This window comes from Prosthecomicrobium pneumaticum (genome assembly GCF_014199915.1).
Taxonomy (GTDB): domain Bacteria; phylum Pseudomonadota; class Alphaproteobacteria; order Rhizobiales; family Kaistiaceae; genus Prosthecomicrobium; species Prosthecomicrobium pneumaticum.
In genome coordinates this window covers 673,142-690,081 of the sequence record NZ_JACHOO010000003.1, presented here as the reverse complement: position 1 = coordinate 690,081, position 16,940 = coordinate 673,142, and the positions used below count along the sequence as shown (strand labels likewise).

General features: G+C 70.2%; 13 protein-coding genes. All 13 read right to left on the bottom strand.

The window, feature by feature from the left end; translation table 11 throughout:
* Positions 1-498: 498 nt before the first annotated feature.
* On the bottom strand, positions 499-1,452 hold the full coding sequence (gene lpxC / locus GGQ63_RS10340; protein WP_183855345.1) for a UDP-3-O-acyl-N-acetylglucosamine deacetylase: 954 nt from the start codon (positions 1,450-1,452) through the stop codon (positions 499-501).
* Between the two features lie 252 nt (positions 1,453-1,704).
* A complete protein-coding gene (gene ftsZ / locus GGQ63_RS10335) occupies positions 1,705-3,489 on the bottom strand; it encodes a cell division protein FtsZ (RefSeq protein ID WP_183855343.1) in 1,785 nt (594 codons plus the stop codon).
* A gap of 93 nt (positions 3,490-3,582) precedes the next feature.
* Complete coding sequence (gene ftsA, locus GGQ63_RS10330; RefSeq protein ID WP_183855341.1) at positions 3,583-4,905, bottom strand: cell division protein FtsA; 1,323 nt, start codon at positions 4,903-4,905, stop codon at positions 3,583-3,585.
* On the bottom strand, positions 4,905-5,798 hold the full coding sequence (locus GGQ63_RS10325; RefSeq protein ID WP_343061130.1) for a cell division protein FtsQ/DivIB: 894 nt from the start codon (positions 5,796-5,798) through the stop codon (positions 4,905-4,907). The genes ftsA and GGQ63_RS10325 overlap by 1 nt, the downstream gene beginning before the upstream one ends.
* Positions 5,795-6,721, bottom strand: coding sequence for a D-alanine--D-alanine ligase (locus GGQ63_RS10320; RefSeq protein ID WP_183855459.1), 927 nt, complete (start codon positions 6,719-6,721; stop codon positions 5,795-5,797). The genes GGQ63_RS10325 and GGQ63_RS10320 overlap by 4 nt, the downstream gene beginning before the upstream one ends.
* Positions 6,722-6,847: 126 nt before the next feature.
* On the bottom strand, positions 6,848-7,819 hold the full coding sequence (gene murB / locus GGQ63_RS10315; RefSeq protein ID WP_183855337.1) for a UDP-N-acetylmuramate dehydrogenase: 972 nt from the start codon (positions 7,817-7,819) through the stop codon (positions 6,848-6,850).
* Positions 7,816-9,222 (bottom strand): UDP-N-acetylmuramate--L-alanine ligase, encoded by a 1,407-nt coding sequence (gene murC / locus GGQ63_RS10310; protein ID WP_183855334.1) that lies wholly within the window; start codon positions 9,220-9,222, stop codon positions 7,816-7,818. The genes murB and murC overlap by 4 nt, the downstream gene beginning before the upstream one ends.
* Entirely contained in the window at positions 9,219-10,340 is a 1,122-nt protein-coding gene (murG, locus tag GGQ63_RS10305) for an undecaprenyldiphospho-muramoylpentapeptide beta-N-acetylglucosaminyltransferase (protein ID WP_183855332.1), read from the bottom strand. Before murG ends, murC begins: the two co-directional genes overlap by 4 nt.
* A gap of 2 nt (positions 10,341-10,342) precedes the next feature.
* Positions 10,343-11,494, bottom strand: a complete 1,152-nt coding sequence (gene ftsW / locus GGQ63_RS10300) for a putative lipid II flippase FtsW (protein ID WP_183855330.1) — start codon at positions 11,492-11,494, stop codon at positions 10,343-10,345.
* On the bottom strand, positions 11,494-12,897 hold the full coding sequence (murD, locus tag GGQ63_RS10295; RefSeq protein WP_183855328.1) for a UDP-N-acetylmuramoyl-L-alanine--D-glutamate ligase: 1,404 nt from the start codon (positions 12,895-12,897) through the stop codon (positions 11,494-11,496). Before murD ends, ftsW begins: the two co-directional genes overlap by 1 nt.
* Before the next feature lie 22 nt (positions 12,898-12,919).
* Positions 12,920-14,005: a phospho-N-acetylmuramoyl-pentapeptide-transferase gene (mraY, locus tag GGQ63_RS10290; protein ID WP_183855326.1), complete on the bottom strand. Its 1,086-nt coding sequence runs from the start codon at positions 14,003-14,005 to the stop codon at positions 12,920-12,922.
* The gene (locus tag GGQ63_RS10285; protein WP_183855324.1) at positions 14,005-15,459 is read right to left on the bottom strand and encodes a UDP-N-acetylmuramoylalanyl-D-glutamyl-2,6-diaminopimelate--D-alanyl-D-alanine ligase; all 1,455 of its coding nucleotides are present in this window, start codon (positions 15,457-15,459) and stop codon (positions 14,005-14,007) included. Before GGQ63_RS10285 ends, mraY begins: the two co-directional genes overlap by 1 nt.
* Positions 15,456-16,931, bottom strand: a complete 1,476-nt coding sequence (locus GGQ63_RS10280) for a UDP-N-acetylmuramoyl-L-alanyl-D-glutamate--2,6-diaminopimelate ligase (protein ID WP_183855322.1) — start codon at positions 16,929-16,931, stop codon at positions 15,456-15,458. The genes GGQ63_RS10285 and GGQ63_RS10280 overlap by 4 nt, the downstream gene beginning before the upstream one ends.
* Between the last annotated feature and the right edge of the window lie 9 nt (positions 16,932-16,940).

Genomic DNA, 16,940 nt, shown 5'->3' with positions numbered 1-16,940 from the left:
CGCAAGCGGGAGAGGGGGCGGAACCGACGGTGCCGACCTTCGCCCGAGGATGGCGGGGGCCACGAACGCGGCCGCCGGGATTCCCCTCTCCCGCCCCGCGGGAGAGGGTAGGGTGAGGGCTCTTCCCTTCATCGAGGAAGAGAGGCGCACCCTCACCCTTCGCATCTAACCTCGCTTCGCTCGCCAAGATGCGAAGCCCTCTCCCGCCCCGCGGGAGAGGGGAAGGCCGGCCCGCCGATCCCCCATCGAAAGCCAAAGCCGTTCGCCGAACCTTCCTGAGCGCAGCCGCAGCCACCCCCTCTCCCGCCCCGCGGGAGAGGGTAGGGTGAGGGTCTCGCTTCCTCGCCCGGGCCAGAAAAGCGCCCTCGCCCTTCGCATCCGGGCTCGCTCCGCCCGCAAGCGCGGGAAGCCCGCTCGCCCAAAGAGGAGACGCGAAGGCGGCGCGATCGCTCTGGGTAGAAGAGGCCGGCCCCGAAGGAAGACCGGGCAGGCCGCCGTTCAGCTCCGGTCCGGGCCGAGGGCGGCGCCGGCGAGGGCGACGGCGCTTTCCGCGCGCATCGGCTCCGGACGCAGCGAGGGCCGCTCGACGATGCGATAGGCGGAGGGGTCCGACAAGAGCGCCTCGACCATGCGGGCGTTCAGCTTGTGGCCGCCGCGATAGGAGCGGTAGGCGCCGAGGATCGGCGCGCCGGCGAGCGCGAGATCGCCCACCGCGTCGAGCGCCTTATGGCGGACGAACTCGTCGGAGGCGCGCAGCCCCTCCGGGTTGAGGATGCGGTCCTCGGCGACGACGACGGCATTGTCGAGCGAGGCACCACGCGCGAAGCCGGCGGCGATCAGGCGCTCGACATCGGCGAGGAAGCCGAAGGTGCGCGCCCGGGCGAGTTCGTTGCGGAAACTCTCGGCGGTCAGGTCGACGATCACCATCTGCCGGCCGACGAGCCGATGGTCGAAATCGATCTCGATCTCGAAGCGGCGGCCGTCGAACGGCCGCAGTTCGGCGTAGGATGAACCCTGCTCGACGCGGACCGGATGCAGCACCTCGATATAGGCGCGCGGCGCGGCGAGCGGGACGAGACCGACCGATTCGATCGCGTCCACGAAGGCGACGGCGCTGCCGTCCATCACAGGGACTTCCGGACCGTCGATCTCGACGATCACATTGTCGACCGAAAGGCCGGAAAAAGTGGCGAGGAGATGCTCCACCGTCGCGACGGAGAGCCGGTCGATGTTGAGCGTGGTGCACAGCTCGGTCGGGCCGATGGCATCGATCCGGGCGGGAATGGCGACGTCCGCCGCGACGTCGATATCGGTGCGATAGAAGAGGATACCGGTATCGGCCTCGGCGGGCAGCAGCGTCATGGTGACCGTCGCGCCGGAGTGGACGCCGACGCCCGAGATGGTCACCCGGTCGCGCAGAGTGGTCTGCGTCCCGGCCTGTCGTTTCGCCATGTCCAGCCCCGTCTCGACCTTCGGCGGACACGCCGCCCCGGCCTACTGCCACGATGCCCCGGTCACCGACCGAATTCCCGCTTTGTCGCCAGCGGTTTGTGAGCATGAGGATAGGAGCGGCCGCGGCGCGGAACAATTCACGCTTTCTATCGCTCTGTTACTGCGGGCCGAGGGCGAAACAGCATGGTTAATCAATGAGAAAGGCCCGGCGGTGGGGACCGCCGGGCCTCGTCTGTGACAGAGAGCGCGCGCTCAGCTCGACTGGCGGCGCAGGAAGGCCGGAATCTCGAGCTGATCATCCTCGCCGCGCGTCTCGCGCGGCATGACGCGGCCGTGCGGGTCGAGCTCCCCCTGACGCGGCCGATAGAGGCTGTCATTGGGGGCCGGCGCCTGCGGACGGGCCTGCGGCGGACGGGCGGCATAGCCGGCCTGCGGCGCCTGCTGGGCCGGCGCGCGGGGCGCGGCGGGCTGCTGCGGCTGCGGCGCGCGCGGAGCGGGCTGCATCGCCCGCGGCTGCTGCGCCGGGGGCGCGGCCGCCTCCTCCTCCCGCCGGCCGAGGCCGACGCTCGCCAGACGCCGCAGCAGGCTCATCGGCCCGCGGTCCTCGTCATGGTGATCGTCGCCGCGGCCCTGATGCGCCTGCAGTTCGCGCTGGGCGATCGGCGGAAAGTCCTCGACGCGCGGCATGCGCGGCGCGGGCGCCTCGGCGGCGGGCGGGATGAAGGTCTGCGGCACGGGCGCCGGCTCGGGCGCGACGCCGAGCGCCGGTCCGAGATCGAACTCGTGATCGAGCTCCGGCGCGGCATAGGCGGCGGGCTGCGGCGCGATCGGAGCGATCGTCACACCCGGATCGGCCGCCGCCGGCTGCGGATGATGCGCGACGGGCTGCACGGGAGCCGGCTGCGGCGCCGGGGCGACCGGCTGGCGCATCACCGGCTGGGCGTGCACCGCGTGGCTCGTAGTGCCGCCGGTCGGACCACGCGGCGCCGGCGGGGCGGGCTGCGTGGCGGTCTTCAGACGCTGGTTCAGCTCGGCCATGCGGACCTCCGCCGGCGTCACGTCCTCTCGCGATTCCGAATCGATGCCGGTCGCCACGACCGACACCCGGATGACGCCCTCGAGCGACTCCTCGAAGGTGGCACCGAGGATGATGTTGGCGTCCGGATCGACTTCCTCGCGGATGCGCGTCGCCGCCTCGTCGACCTCGAAGAGCGTGAGGTCACGGCCGCCGGTGATCGAGATCAGCAGGCCGCGCGCGCCCTTCATGGACGTCTCGTCGAGCAGCGGGTTGGCGATCGCGGCTTCCGCCGCCTGCAGCGCGCGGTTCGAGCCCGAGGCCTCGCCGGTGCCCATCATCGCCTTGCCCATCTCGCGCATCACCGAACGGACGTCGGCGAAGTCGAGATTGATCAGGCCTTCCTTGACCATCAGGTCGGTGATGCAGGCGACGCCGGAATAGAGCACCTGGTCGGCCATCGCGAAGGCGTCGGCGAAGGTGGTCTTCTCGTTGGCGATGCGGAAGAGGTTCTGGTTCGGGATGACGATCAGCGTGTCGACATTCGCCTGCAATTCGCGAATGCCGGCTTCCGCCACCCGCATGCGGCGGGCGCCCTCGAACTGGAACGGCTTCGTCACCACGCCGACGGTGAGGATGCCGTGCTCGCGCGCGGCCCTCGCGATCACCGGCGCCGCGCCGGTGCCCGTGCCGCCGCCCATGCCGGCGGTGACGAACACCATGTGCGAGCCGGACAGGTGGTCGTTCAGTTCGTCGAGCACCTCCTCGGCCGCCGCGCGCCCGACATCCGGCATCGAGCCGGCGCCGAGACCTTCCGTGACGGCGACGCCCATCTGGACCAGCCGCTCGGCGCGCGACGACATCAGCGCCTGGCTGTCCGTATTGGCGACGACGAATTCGACCCCTTCGAGACCCGAACGGATCATATTGTTGACGGCGTTGCCGCCCGCGCCGCCGACGCCGAACACCGTGATCTTCGGCTTCAGCTCGGTGATGTCCGGCATCTTCAGGTTGATCGTCATGTTGACCTCGTCGTCTAGACCCCTTGGCCGTCGGCGGCAACCGGCCCAATCTCAAGAACCGGGCGCCCCGCCGCGGGCGACCGAGCCTTCCGGCTAAAAACTCTCACGCAACCAACTGCCCATCTTCGCGATGTAGCCGCCCGTACCCGTCAGCTGGAACCGTCCCCGCCCCGACCGCGCCGCCTGCTCGAGCCGCGCGACCTGCGGGTAGATGAGAAGCCCGACCGCGGCCGAGAAAGCCGGCCCGCGGGTCGCCTCGGGCATGCCGGCGACGCCCATCGGGCGTCCGAGCCGGATGTTGCGGGCGAGAATCCGCCGCGCCGCCTCGGCGACGCCGGTCAGCTGGCTGCCGCCGCCGGTCAGCACGATGCGGCGTCCGACCATGGTGGCGAAGCCGGAGGAATTGAGCCGGTCACGGACGAGTTCGAGGATCTCCTCGACACGCGCCCGGACGATCCGCGTCAGCGCCGAACGCGGCACCTGGTTCGGGATGTCGCGCTCGTCCTCGCCGAGCGGCGGCACCGACAGGATGTCGCGATCATCCGCCGTGATCGACAGGGCATTGCCGTGCATCGTCTTCAGCCGCTCGGCATATTCGATCGGCGTCGACAGACCGCGGGCGATGTCATTGGTGATGTGCTGGCCGCCGATCGCGATGCCGTCGCTGTGCACGAACTGGCCGTCGAAGAACACGCCCATCGTCGTCGTGCCGCCGCCGAGATCGATCAGCGCGACACCGAGCTCGCTCTCGTCCTCGACGAGGCTCGCGAGGCCGCTCGCATAGGGCGAGGCGACGATCGCCTCCACCGCGAGATGGCAGCGGGCGATGCACAGTTCGAGATTGCGCACCGGGCCGGCCTCGGCCGTCACCACGTGCATGTCGACGCCGAGCCGCTCGCCGACCATGCCGCGCGGATCGCGGATGCCGGGATTGCCGTCGAGCGCGTAGCGGATCGGCAGGGAATGGACGACGACGCGGTCATCCGTCACCGAATGATCGCGGCCGGCGGCGAGCACGCGGCGGATATCCGCCTCCTCGACCTCGCGCGGCGACAGCTTGACGCTCGCCGAGAAGGTCTCGCTCGCGAGCCGTCCGGCCGAGATGTTGACGATCACGGATTCGACCGTGACGCCGGCCATCCGCTCGGCCGAATCGACGGCGAGCCGGATCGCGTGCTCCGCCTTTTCCAGGTCGACGACGACGCCGGACTTGATGCCGCGCGAGCGCTGATGGCCGAGCCCCAGCACCTCGATCGAATGGGTGCGGCCGGGCAGCATGTCGTCCGGCTCGCGGGGGCGAAGTCGCGCGATCAGGCAGCAGATCTTGGTCGAGCCGACGTCGAGGATCGAGACGATCGTCGCCTTCTTCGGCGGCAGCGGCCGGAAACGGGAATCGGAGGATTCGAAAAGGGCCATCAGGCGTCCGTCCCCCGCTTCTTGGCGAGCTTCTCGCGGGCCTTGATCTCCTCGATCCGGCGCTTCATCGCTTCGGGCGCGAGCCGGACATAGAGGCGATCGTCGAGCCGCAGATCGACGGAGACGATGTCGCGCTCGAGCAGGTCGTTCTTCGCCTCGGCGACGGCGAGCTTCTGCAGCGCTTCCTCGGGCTTGTCCTGCGGCAGGAGGATGGTGACGCCGTCGTCGAGCACGATGTTCCAGCGGCGCTCCGAGACGAGCACGGCGCCGCGCATGCGGCCGGCGATCGCCGCGAAGGGGCGGACGAGGTCGAGCACCTCGTGAACGCGCTCGTTCGCGCCGACGCCGACGACCCGCGGCAGACCCGCATAGCGGGCATCGGCGAGCGGCGCGATCACCGCGCCGCGCTCGTCGATGATCGTGGTGACGGGTCCGCGCTGCCACAGCGCGAAGGGCTTCTTCTCCTCGATCGCCACCTTGAGGGTATCGGGATAGACCTTCTGCAGCGTCGCACGGGCGACCCAGGGCAGCGCCTCGATGCGGGTGCGGGCATCCCCGAGATCGAGCGTCACGATCGAGGCGTGCGGGCCGAGGGCGAGGCTGTCGAGCACCTCGATCTCGGAGGTCTCGCTCTGCCCGGAGATGCGCACGCTGTCGACCGCGAGGCCGCACCAGGCGGTCGCATAGCCGATCGTCGTGCGGACATGGTCCCCGGCGATCATGCCGGCGAAGGCGGTGGCGATGAACAGGGCCGCCGCGCCCTTCAGACCGGCGTGCTCGGGCATGCGCCATTCGATGCCGGCGAGCGCAAGGCCGAGCCGACGCGGCAGACGGAAGCGGCCCCGCTTCGGCGGAAGCGTGCTCCTTCTCCCCGTCATGGTCAGCCGGCTCACCTGCTGCAAGACGCGTCCTCCACCATCCACCGCATCAGCGCGGGGAAGTCGATCCCCGCATGTGCCGCCATATCCGGAACCAGCGATGTCGCGGTCATGCCGGGCTGCGTGTTCACCTCGAGGCAGACCAGCGCGCCGGTTCCGTCGGGACGATCGTCATATCGGAAGTCGGAGCGGCTGATGCCGCGACAGCCCAAAGCGCGATGCGCCCGCACCGCCAACATCCGGACAGTTTGGTAAACATCCGGTAAAAGCGGGGCCGGGATGACATGGCGGGCCCCGTCGGGCGAGTATTTCTGGTCGTAGTCGTAGAAGTGCCCCTCGGCGGTGACGAGCTCAATGATATCAAGGGCTTCGTCGCCCATCACGCCGCAGGTCAACTCGCGGCCGGCGACATAGCGCTCGACCATCACGATCTCGCCATAGGGCCAGTCCGCGGCGAAGAGCTGCTGCGGGGGGTGCGGGGCGTCGGCCCGCACGATCAGCACGCCGAAGCTCGATCCCTCCGCCACCGGCTTGACGACATAGGGCGGCTCCATGACATGAGCCTTCGCCACGTCGAGCCGGTGCATGAGCACGGACTCCGCGACCGGGATGCCCGCCGCCTTCATCACGTCCTTGGCGCGCGCCTTGTTCATCGCGAGCGAGGAGGCGAGCACGCCGGAATGCGTATAGGGCAGGCCGAGGATCTCGAGCACGCCCTGCACGCAGCCGTCCTCGCCGAACGGGCCGTGCAGCGCGTTGAAGACGACATCGGGCTTCAGCCGGGCGAGGACATCGGCGACGTCGCGGCCGACATCGACCTCCGTCACCCGGTAGCCCGCCTCACGCAGAGCCGCGGCGCAGGCATGGCCCGAATTGAGCGACACCGGCCGCTCGCTCGACCACCCCCCCATCAGCACTGCGACATGCTTCATTCCGATCTCCGACGAATCAATCTTTCGACCTTACCTCAAGCCGCGGTAACGACGCGTTAACTAGAATGTACCACCCGATCCCGAATTGACGCATGTGCGAAGACGACAGCCGTTCCGCGGCCGCGGCCTCGTTCATGCGCCGAGAAACGGCTCCACCGCCTCGCCCGGCCGGGCGACACCGAGGCGCTTGATCTCCCATTCGAGCCGCACGCCGCTCGTCGCCAGCACACGCGCCCGCACCGTCTCGCCGAGCAGTTCGAGGTCCCGGCCGGTCGCGTCGCCGGTGTTGAGCAGAAAATTGCAGTGCATTTCGGAGACCTGCGCACCGCCGATCACGAGGCCGCGGCAACCGGCGGCATCGATCAGTTGCCAGGCCTTGCCGCCCTCGGGGTTCTTGAAGGTCGAGCCACCGGTCTTCTCGCGGATCGGCTGGGCGCGCTCGCGATGCGCCTCGACCTCGGCCATCACCGCCTCGATCGCCGCCCGCTCGGCCGGCTCGCCCTGATAGAGGGCCTCGGTGAAGATGAGATCGTCCGGCGCGTCGCAATCGCGGTAGGAATAGCCCATCGCCGCGTTCGGCAGGATATGGCGCCGGCCTTGCCTGTCGACGGCGCGCACCTCGATCAGGCGGTCGCGCGTCTCGAAGCCGTTCGCACCGGCGTTCATGCGCAGCGCACCGCCGATGCCGCCGGGAATGCCGTGATAGAAGGCGAAGCCGGCGAGCCCCGCTTCGAGCGCGAAGGCCGCGACCCGTTTGTCGGGCAGCGCCGCGCCGACCCGGATGCGGCCGCCCGCTTCCACCGTGGCCGCGCCGAAGCCCTTCGCCGACAGCCGCACGACGACGCCCGGAATGCCGCCATCGCGCACCAGGAGGTTCGATCCGACGCCGACCACGGTGACCGGGATCTCCGCCGGCAGGCGCTCGAGGAAGAGCGCGAGATCGTCCTCGTCCGCCGGCTGGAAGAAGGCCTGGGCCGGCCCGCCGACGCGGAACCAGGTGATCGGGGCGAGCGGCGCATTCGCCGTCACCCGGCCGCGCACGCCGTCGAGATCGAGCGCGAGCGGCGGAAAGCCGGCGCCGGAGATGGCGGGGGCGGCGCTCATGCGGCGGCGTCCTTCAGCTGGCCGGGCAGCGCATAGGCCCATTGCGTGATCGAGCCGGCGCCGAGGCAGACGACGTAATCGCCGGGCCGGGCCACCGCCTTCACGGCCGGGGCGAGATCGTCCGGACCGGCGATCGGCCGCACGTCGCGGTGGCCGCGCACGCGCAGGCCCTCGACGAGGGCATCGCGGTCGATGCCCTCGATGGCGCTCTCGCCCGCCGCATAGACGGGCGCGACAAGCACGGTGTCGGCATCGTTGAAGCAGGCGCAGAAGCTGTCGAAGAGATCGCGCAGCCTTGTGTAGCGATGCGGCTGGACGACGGCGATCACCCGCCCCGTCGCGGCCGATCGCGCCGCGCGCAGCACCGCGGCGATCTCGACCGGATGATGGCCGTAATCGTCGAAGACCGAGACGCCGTCCGTCGTGCCGGTGAGCGTGAAGCGCCGCTTGACGCCGCCGAAGCCGGCGAGGCCGCGCCGGATCGCCTCGGCGGGAATGCCGAGCTGGTGAGCGATGGCGATCGCCCCGGTGGCGTTCTGGACGTTGTGCTCGCCCGGCATGGGGAGGGCGAGATCGTCGATCTCCTCCATCGCGCCGGTGATCCGGTCGCGGATCAGCACGCGGAAGCGCGAGGTGGTGCCCTCGCTCGCGAGATCGGTGTAGCGCACATCAGCCTGCGGATTGGCGCCGTAGGTGACGATCCGCCGGTCCTCGATCCGCCCGATCAGCGACTGCACCTCGGGGTGGTCGATGCACATCACGGCGAAGCCGTAGAAGGGCACGTTCTCGACGAACTGCTCGAAGGCGTCGCGCACCTTGTCGAACGAGCCGTAATGGTCGAGATGTTCCGGGTCGATATTGGTCACCAGCGCGACATCGGCCGGCAATTTGACGAAAGAACCGTCGCTCTCGTCCGCCTCGACGACCACCCAGTCGGAGGCGCCCATGCGGGCGTTCGTGCCATAGGCGTTGATGATGCCGCCATTGATCACGGTGGGATCGAAGCCGCCGGCGTCGAGGAGCGCCGCGACCATCGAGGTGGTTGTGGTCTTGCCGTGCGTGCCGGCGATCGCGATGGCGCTCTTCAGCCGCATCAGCTCGGCGAGCATCTCGGCGCGCCGCACGACCGGCAGCAAGCGCTCGCGCGCCGCCTTCAGCTCCGGATTGCCGGCCTTGATCGCCGAGGACACGACGACGACGCGCGCCTCGCCGAGATTGGCGGCGGCGTGTCCGATGGCGATCCGGGCCCCCTTCTCGCGCAGGCGCTGGACATTGGCGTTCTCCGCCGCGTCCGAGCCCTGGACACGATAGCCGAGATTGATCAGCACCTCGGCGATGCCGCTCATGCCGATGCCGCCGATGCCGACGAAATGGACGGCACCGATGTCGCGGGGCATTTTCATGAGGATACTCCGGTAGCAAAGGGCCGCTTCTGGGCGACGGCCTCGACGAGATCGGCGAGACGGTCGACCGCATCGGCACGGCCGATCGACTTCGCCGCCGCCGCGGCGCGGACGAGCGGCGCCGGATCGGCGAGATGGCCGCGCAATTCGCTCGCCAGCCGCTCCGGTGTCAGCGCCGCCTGGTCGATCAGCCAGCCGCCGCCGGCCGCCGCCAGCACCTCGGCGTTGCGGCGCTGGTCCTGGTCGATGGCGTGCGGCAGCGGCACCATGATCGCCGGCCGGCCGATGACGGCGAGTTCGGCGACCGTGCCGGCGCCCGAGCGCGACAGGACGAGATGCGCGCCGGCGATCCGCCGCGGCAGGTCGCGGAAGAACGGCCCGAGTTCGGCCGAAACGCCCTGTTCGCGATAGGCTTTGCGAACGCCTTCGAGATCCTCCGGCCGGCATTGCTGGACGAGCTTCAGCCGGGCGCGCTCACCGGCAGACAAAAGGCCGAGCGCAGCCGGCAGCAACTCCGAGAAGAAGCGCGCGCCCTGGCTGCCGCCGAAGACGACGAGCCGCAGCGGCTCGCCCGGCGCGGTCGACGGATAGGGCGCCTCGGCGGCGTCACGGACCGCGAGGCGCACCGGATTGCCGGTCATCACCGTCTTCGCGCGATAGGCCTCGCCATGACCGACCGTTTCGAAGCTGGTCGCGATCGCCGTCGCGCCCCGGGCGAGCAGCCGGTTGGCGCGGCCGAGCACGGCATTGGCGTCGTGGATCACCGTCGGAACGCCCGAACGCGCCGCGGCGAGCATCGGCGGCACGGTCGGATAGCCGCCGAAGCCGACCGCCACGGCGGGCTCGAGGCCGGCGAGCAGCGCCTTCGCCTCGCGATAGCCGCCGTAGAGCGCGAGCAGCGCCTTCGCGATCGCCACCGGGTCGCGGCCCGAGGGCGTCGCGGAGCGGATGATGTGCGTCTCCTTCGCCGGGAAGGTCGCGCCGAGCATCTCGGCGCGATGGTCCGTCGCGAGATGGATCTCCCAGCCGCGCGCGACGAGCACCCAGGCGAGCGCCTCCGCCGGGAAGAGATGTCCCCCGGTCCCGCCGGCGGAAACGACGACACGCCCCCGGATCACCGTCAGACCTCCGCCCCGGCCGGCCGCATCCGGCGCAGCGTCAGCCGGCCGGTCTCGGGCCGCCGGCGTGTCAGCGCCAGCGCGAAGCCCATCTGCAGCGCGAGCGCGAGGATGGACGAGCCGCCATAGGAGACGAAGGGCAGCGTCATGCCCTTCGCCGGCATCAGGTTGAGATTGACCGCCATGTTGATGACCGACTGGACGCCGAACAGCAGGAACAGCCCGGCTGCCGCGAGGCGCACGAAGGCGTCCTCGTTCTTCAGGCTGTGCGACAGGCCGCGGACGACGATGAAGGCGAAGACGAGCACGAGCAGGATGCAGAGGAGGATGCCGAACTCCTCCGCCGCCACCGCAAAGATGAAGTCCGTGTGGCTGTCCGGCAGCACGCGCTTGACGATGCCTTCGCCCGGGCCGCGGCCGAACCAGCCGCCGTGCAGCACGGATTCGAGGGCCGTGTCGACCTGATAGGTGTCGCCCGTCGAGGGATCGAGGAAGCGGTTGATGCGGCCGGCGAAATGCGGAAACACCGAATAGGCGAGCACGATGCCCCCCGCCGCGAGCCCGGCGAGCGCACCGATCCACACCCAGGAGAGGCCGGCGAGGAAGAACACCGCCGACCAGACGATGACGGTCAGCATGGTCTGGCCGAGATCGGGCTGCGCGACGAGCAGCGAGACGACGATCGCGAGCAGGAGCACGGCGAAGATGTTGCCGGGAATGTCCGACTGCCGCGTGCTCTCGGTGAAGAGCCAGGCGGAGAGGACGATAAAGGCCGGCTTCATGAACTCCGAGGGCTGCAGCGAGAAGCCGGCGAGCGAGATCCAGCGCCGCGCGCCCTTGACCTCGTGGCCGAAGAACAGCGTCAGGAACATCAGCGCCAGCGCCACGACGAAGATGACGAGCGCCGCCCGCCGCACCTGGCGGGGCGTCAGGAAGGAGACGCCGATCAGGATCGCGATGGTCGGAAACAGGAAGAAGATGTGCCGCTTGACGAAGTGGAAGCTGTCGAGGCCGATCCGCTCGGCGACCGGCGGGCTGCCGGCGAGCGACAGGACGACGCCCGCGAACATCAGGAACAGGACGCCGACGAGCAGGAATTTGTCGACGGTCCACCACCATTCGGAAAACAGGCTGCGGTCGGCGCGGCTGACCATCACTTGCCTCCCTCGATCGGCTTGAACCCGGGCAGAGCGGCGACGAGCGCCTTGAAGGCCTCACCGCGCTTCTCGAAGTTGCGGAACTGGTCGAAGGACGAGCAGGCGGGCGACAAAAGCACCACCGGCTCGGCGGCTTCGTCGGCGGCGGCCGCGGCGAGCGCCGCCTTCACCGCCTTGTCGAGCGTGCCGGAAATCTCGTGCGGCACCTTCTTCGCGGCGAGCGTGTCGGCGAAATCGGGCGCCGCCTCGCCGATCAGGAAAGCGTGGGCGACGCGCGGAAAGAGCGGCGCGAGGCTCGCGATCCCGCCGGTCTTCGGTCGCCCGCCCGCGATCCAGTAGATCCGGCCGAAGCTCGACAGCGCCTTCTCGGCCGCATCCGCATTGGTCGCCTTCGAATCGTTGACGAACAGCACCCGGCCGACCCGGCCGACCTGCTCCATGCGGTGGGCGAGGCCCGGAAAGCTCTTCAGCCCCTTGGCGATCACCGGTTCGGCGACGGCGAGCGCCTTGGCGGCGGCGACCGCGGCGGTGGCGTTCTGGGCATTGTGCTGGCCGCGCAGCGCGCCGATGCCGGTGAGGTCGGCGATCTGGTGGCTGACGGCCGCCTCGACCTCGAAGATGCGGCCCTTGTCGGCATAATAGCCTTGCGTGACCGGGCGGCGCACGGTGAAGCGCACCACCTTCTTGCCCTGGCCGATCAGGCTGTCGGCGATCGAGGTCGACCATTCGTCGTCGATGCCGACGATCGCCGTGCCGGCATGGCCGAGCAGCCGTGCCTTGACGGCGGCGTAGTGCTCGATCGTGCCGTGCCGGTCGAGATGGTCCTCGGTGACGTTGAGGAGCACGGCGACCGTGGGGTCGATCGAGGGCGCGAGGTCGATCTGGAAGGACGAGCACTCGATGACGTGCACCCGGTTCTCCGAGGGCGGCTCGAGCGCCAGGATCGCGGTGCCGATATTGCCCCCGAGCTGGACGTCCCAGCCATCGACGGTGAGGAGATGCGCGATCAGCGCCGTCGTGGTCGACTTGCCATTGGTGCCGGTGATCGCGACGAAGGGCGCGTCGGGCGCGATCTCGCGCCGCTCGCGGCAGAACAGTTCGATGTCGCCGAGGATCTCGATCCGCGCCGCCTTCGCCTTCAGGACGGACCAATGCGGCTTCGGATGGGTGAGCGGAATGCCCGGGGCGAGCAGCAGCGCGTCGAAGGCGGAGAAATCCGCCTCGCTGAGGTCGACGACCGGCAGGTCGACGGCGCGCGCCGCCTCGACGGCGATCGAGCCGTCGTCCCAGCAGGCGACCTCGGCGCCGCCGGCGATCAGCGCGCGCGCCGAGGCGAGGCCCGAGCCGCCGAGGCCGATGACGGCGACGCGCTTGCCCTCGAAGCAGGTGACGGGGGTCATCGGCGGTGCTCCATGCCCATCCTCACCGGATCTTCAGGCTCGACAGGCCGACGAGAGCGAGCACCACCGCGATGATCCAGAAGCGGATGACGATCTGCGGCTCGGTCCAGCCGAGATGCTCGAAATGATGATGGATCGGCGCCATCCTGAACACCCGCCGGCCGGTGAGCCGGAACGAGGCGACCTGGATGATCACCGACACCGCCTCGAGCACGAAGAGGCCGCCGATGATGGCGAGCACGATCTCGTGCTTGGTCGCGACGGCGATCGCGCCGAGCATGCCGCCGAGCGCGAGCGATCCGGTATCGCCCATGAAGATCGCCGCCGGCGGGGCGTTGAACCAGAGGAAGCCGAGGCCGGCGCCGAGCATCGCGCCGCAGAGCACGGCGAGCTCGCCCGTGCCGGGCACGAAATGGATCTGCAGATATTCGGCGAAGACCGCGTTGCCCGACAGATAGGCCATCACGCCGAAGCTCGCCGCGGCGATCATCACCGGCACGATGGCGAGGCCGTCGAGCCCGTCGGTCAGATTGACCGCATTGCCGGCGCCGACGATGACGAAGGCGCCGAAGGGAATGAAGAACAGGCCGAGATTGATCACCGCCTCCTTGACGAAGGGGAAGGTGAGCGCGGTCGCGAGCGGCCCGCCGGCGAGATGGACGAGCGCGTAGCAGGCGACGCCGGCGATGGCGAATTCGGCGACGAGGCGGGCACGACCCGAATAGCCCTTGTGGCTCTGCTTCGTCACCTTGAGATAGTCGTCGTAGAAGCCGATCAGGCCGAAGCCGATCGTCACGGCGAGCACCGCCCAGACATGCACGCTCGCCAGATTCGCCCACAGAAGCGTGCTGAAGACGAGGCCGGACAGGATCATCAGGCCGCCCATCGTGGGCGTGCCCTTCTTGGTCAGCAGGTGGCTCTGCGGCCCATCCTCGCGGATCGGCTGGCCCTTGCCCTGCTTCACCCTGAGCGCCCGGATGATCGCCGGGCCGAACAGGAAGACGAAGGCGAGCGAGGTGATCGTCGCTCCGCCGACGCGGAAGGTGATGTAGCGGAAGATGTTGAGGGCGGAGAACTGCTGCGAGAGCTCCACCAGGAAATAGAACATCAGGAGATTCCTGTCGGGCGCGGCGGCGCCGCTTGATCGGGGGACGCGAAACGCGACTTCAACGCTTCGACGAGGGGGCCCATCCGGCTGCCGTTGGAGCCCTTGACCATCACGACGTCACCCGGCGCGATCTCGGCGGAGAGAATCGGCTCGAGCGCGCTCGCGCTCTCCGCATAATGGCCTCTGCGGCCCTCCGGCAAGGCCTCCCAGAGGGCGGCCATCAGCGGACCGGCGAGATAGACGCGGTCGATGCCGGCGGCGGCGAGCGGCCCGGCGAGCGCGGCGTGCAGCGCCGTCGCCTCCGGCCCGAGCTCCAGCATGTCGCCCAGAACGGCGATCCGCCGCCCGGCGCCGACCGGCTCGGTCTGGGCGAGCAGCGCGATCGCGGCGCGCATCGATGCGGGATTGGCGTTGTAGCTCTCGTCGATCAGGGTCGCCTCGGCGGCGCCGATCGAGAGGGTGGAGCGCTCGCCCCGCCCCTTGCCGGCCCGCATGGCGACGAGCGCCGCGGTCGCCGCCTCGAGATCGCCGCCGAGATCGGCGACGGCGAGCAGCACGGCGAGCGCGTTCTGGACGAGATGGCGGCCCGGCGCCCCGAGGCGGAACACCACACGGTGGCCGAGAATGGTCGCCTCGACCGCCGAGCGCTCGGCATCGAGGGTAACGCGGTCGAGCCGCGCATCGGCATCTGCGGTCTCGCCGAAGGAGAGCACCCGCTCGACGCCGGCCTCGATGGCGAGCAGCGCGAGCGCCTCGTAATGCGGGTTGTCGCGGTTGAGGAGCGCGGCGCCGCCGGGTTCGACACCGAGGAAGATCTCCGCCTTGGCGCGCACGATACCGTCGATGCCGTCCGGGAAGTGCTCGAGATGGACCGGCTCGATGGTGGTGACGATCGCCGAATGCGGCCGCACCATGCGGGTGAGCGGGGTGATCTCGCCGCCATGGTTCATGCCGATCTCGAACACGCCGAAGCGCGCCGAGGCGGGCATGCGCGCGAGCGTCAGCGGCACGCCCCAGTGATTGTTGAAGGAGGCCGGCGAGAAATGCGTCTCGCCGCTCGCGGCGAGCGCCCGGCCGAGCATCTCCTTGGTCGAGGTCTTGCCGACGCTGCCGGTCACGCCGACGATCTTGGCGCGCGAGCGGGCCCGCGAGGCGACGCCCAGCGCCTCGAGCGCGGCGAGAACGTCGGAGACGACGACGAGCGGCACGGTGATGCGGCCCATGCCGGCGAGCCGCTCCTGCGCGACGACGGCGACCGAGGCGCCGTGCGCCACCGCGGCGCCGACGAAATCATGGCCGTCGAACCGGTCGCCCTTGATGGCGAAGAAGGCGTCGCCCGGCTGGACCGTGCGGCTGTCGATCGAGATGCCCCCGACCGCCGGCGCCGAGGTGCCGGTGGGGCGGCCGCGCACCGCCTCGACGAGATCGGGGAACGACCACAGCGGCGCGGTCATGCAGCCTCCCTTTCGGCGATCGCAGCCAGGGTGACGGCATGATCCGAGAAGGGATGGACGACGCCGTTGACGATCTGCCCGGTCTCATGGCCCTTGCCGGCGATGCAGAGCACATCGCCGGGCGCGAGCATGGCGATGGCGCTGCGGATCGCCGCGCCGCGGTCGGCGATCTCGATCGCCCCCGGGGCGGCGGCGAGGATCGCGGCGCGGATCGCCGCCGGCTCCTCGGAGCGCGGATTGTCGTCGGTGACGATCACCACATCGGCGGCGCGAACGGCGGCCGCGCCCATCAGCGGCCGTTTGCCGGGATCGCGGTCGCCACCGGCGCCGAACACGACGATCAGCCGGCCGCGCGTCATCGGCCGGAGTGCGGCGAGCGCCTGCTCGATCGCGTCGGGCTTGTGCGCATAGTCGACGAAGACGAGCGCGCCGCCGATCGCCCCGACCCGCTCGAGCCGGCCGGACGCGCCGACGAGTTGGCCGAGCGCGGCGAAAGCGGAGTCGGCATCAATGCCGGCACCGATCGCGAGGCCGGCGGCGACGAGCGCATTCGACACCTGGAAGGTTCCGGCGAGCGGCAGCGCGACGACGTGGCGGCCATAGGCGCCGTCGATCTCGATCGTCTGGCCGGAGGCGTCGGGCCGCACCGCGGCGATCCGGATCGCCGCGGCGGCGCGGCCGATATCGATGAAGGTCTGGCCGCGGCGGAGCGCAACCTCGCGCACGGACGCGCCATAGGGGCCGTCGACATCGGCGACCGCGACGCCGCCCTCGGGCAGGAGATCGCGGAACAGCCGCAGCTTGGCGGCGAGGTAGTGCTCGACCGTCGGATGATAGTCCATATGGTCGCGGCCGAGATTGGTGAAGCCGGCGGCGGCGAGCCGGACACCGTCGAGGCGGTGCTGGTCGAGGCCATGGCTCGACGCTTCGAGCGCGGCATGGGTGACGCCTTCGCGCGCCAGCCGGTCGAGCGTCTGGTGCAGCGTGACGGGATCGGGCGTCGTCAGCGCGCCGTAATCGGAACCGGCGGGCGAGACGACGCCGATCGTGCCGATCGAGGCGGCGGCCTTGCCGGCATGGGCGAAGATCTGTCGCGCGAAGACCGCGACCGAGGTCTTGCCGCTCGTGCCCGTCACCGCGACGAGATGGTCGGGCTGGCGGGGATAGAAGCGTGCCGCGATCGCGGCGAGTGCTGCGCGGGGATCGTCGGCGAGGAGCACGGGGACGCCGAGCGGCTCGGGAAGCGCCGCATCACGCCCGGCGAGCACGGCGACCGCACCGCGGCCGACCGCATCGGCGACGAAGCGCGCCCCATCCGTCCGCGCCCCGGAGAGGGCGGCAAACAGGAAGCCGGGCGCGGCCGCGCGGCTGTCGGCGGTCAGACCGCGGACGGCGAGATCCGATGCCGCACCGGGCACCGTGATCCCGGCCGGGACCAGTTCTCCGAGGCGTCTTCCTGCAGCGGTGGTCATCGGCGGGGC

Excerpts from the sequence above, each read along its gene's own strand:
- lpxC (WP_183855345.1), bottom strand. The coding sequence starts at position 1,452 with ATGGCGAAACGACAGGCCGGGACGCAGACCACTCTGCGCGACCGGGTG.
- ftsZ (WP_183855343.1), bottom strand. The coding sequence starts at position 3,489 with ATGACGATCAACCTGAAGATGCCGGACATCACCGAGCTGAAGCCGAAG.
- ftsA (WP_183855341.1), bottom strand. The coding sequence starts at position 4,905 with ATGGCCCTTTTCGAATCCTCCGATTCCCGTTTCCGGCCGCTGCCGCCG.
- murB (WP_183855337.1), bottom strand. The coding sequence starts at position 7,819 with ATGAGCGCCGCCCCCGCCATCTCCGGCGCCGGCTTTCCGCCGCTCGCG.
- murC (WP_183855334.1), bottom strand. The coding sequence starts at position 9,222 with ATGAAAATGCCCCGCGACATCGGTGCCGTCCATTTCGTCGGCATCGGC.
- ftsW (WP_183855330.1), bottom strand. The coding sequence starts at position 11,494 with ATGGTCAGCCGCGCCGACCGCAGCCTGTTTTCCGAATGGTGGTGGACC.
- murD (WP_183855328.1), bottom strand. The coding sequence starts at position 12,897 with ATGACCCCCGTCACCTGCTTCGAGGGCAAGCGCGTCGCCGTCATCGGC.
- mraY (WP_183855326.1), bottom strand. The coding sequence starts at position 14,005 with ATGTTCTATTTCCTGGTGGAGCTCTCGCAGCAGTTCTCCGCCCTCAAC.
- GGQ63_RS10285 (WP_183855324.1), bottom strand. The coding sequence starts at position 15,459 with ATGACCGCGCCGCTGTGGTCGTTCCCCGATCTCGTCGAGGCGGTGCGC.
- GGQ63_RS10280 (WP_183855322.1), bottom strand. The coding sequence starts at position 16,931 with ATGACCACCGCTGCAGGAAGACGCCTCGGAGAACTGGTCCCGGCCGGG.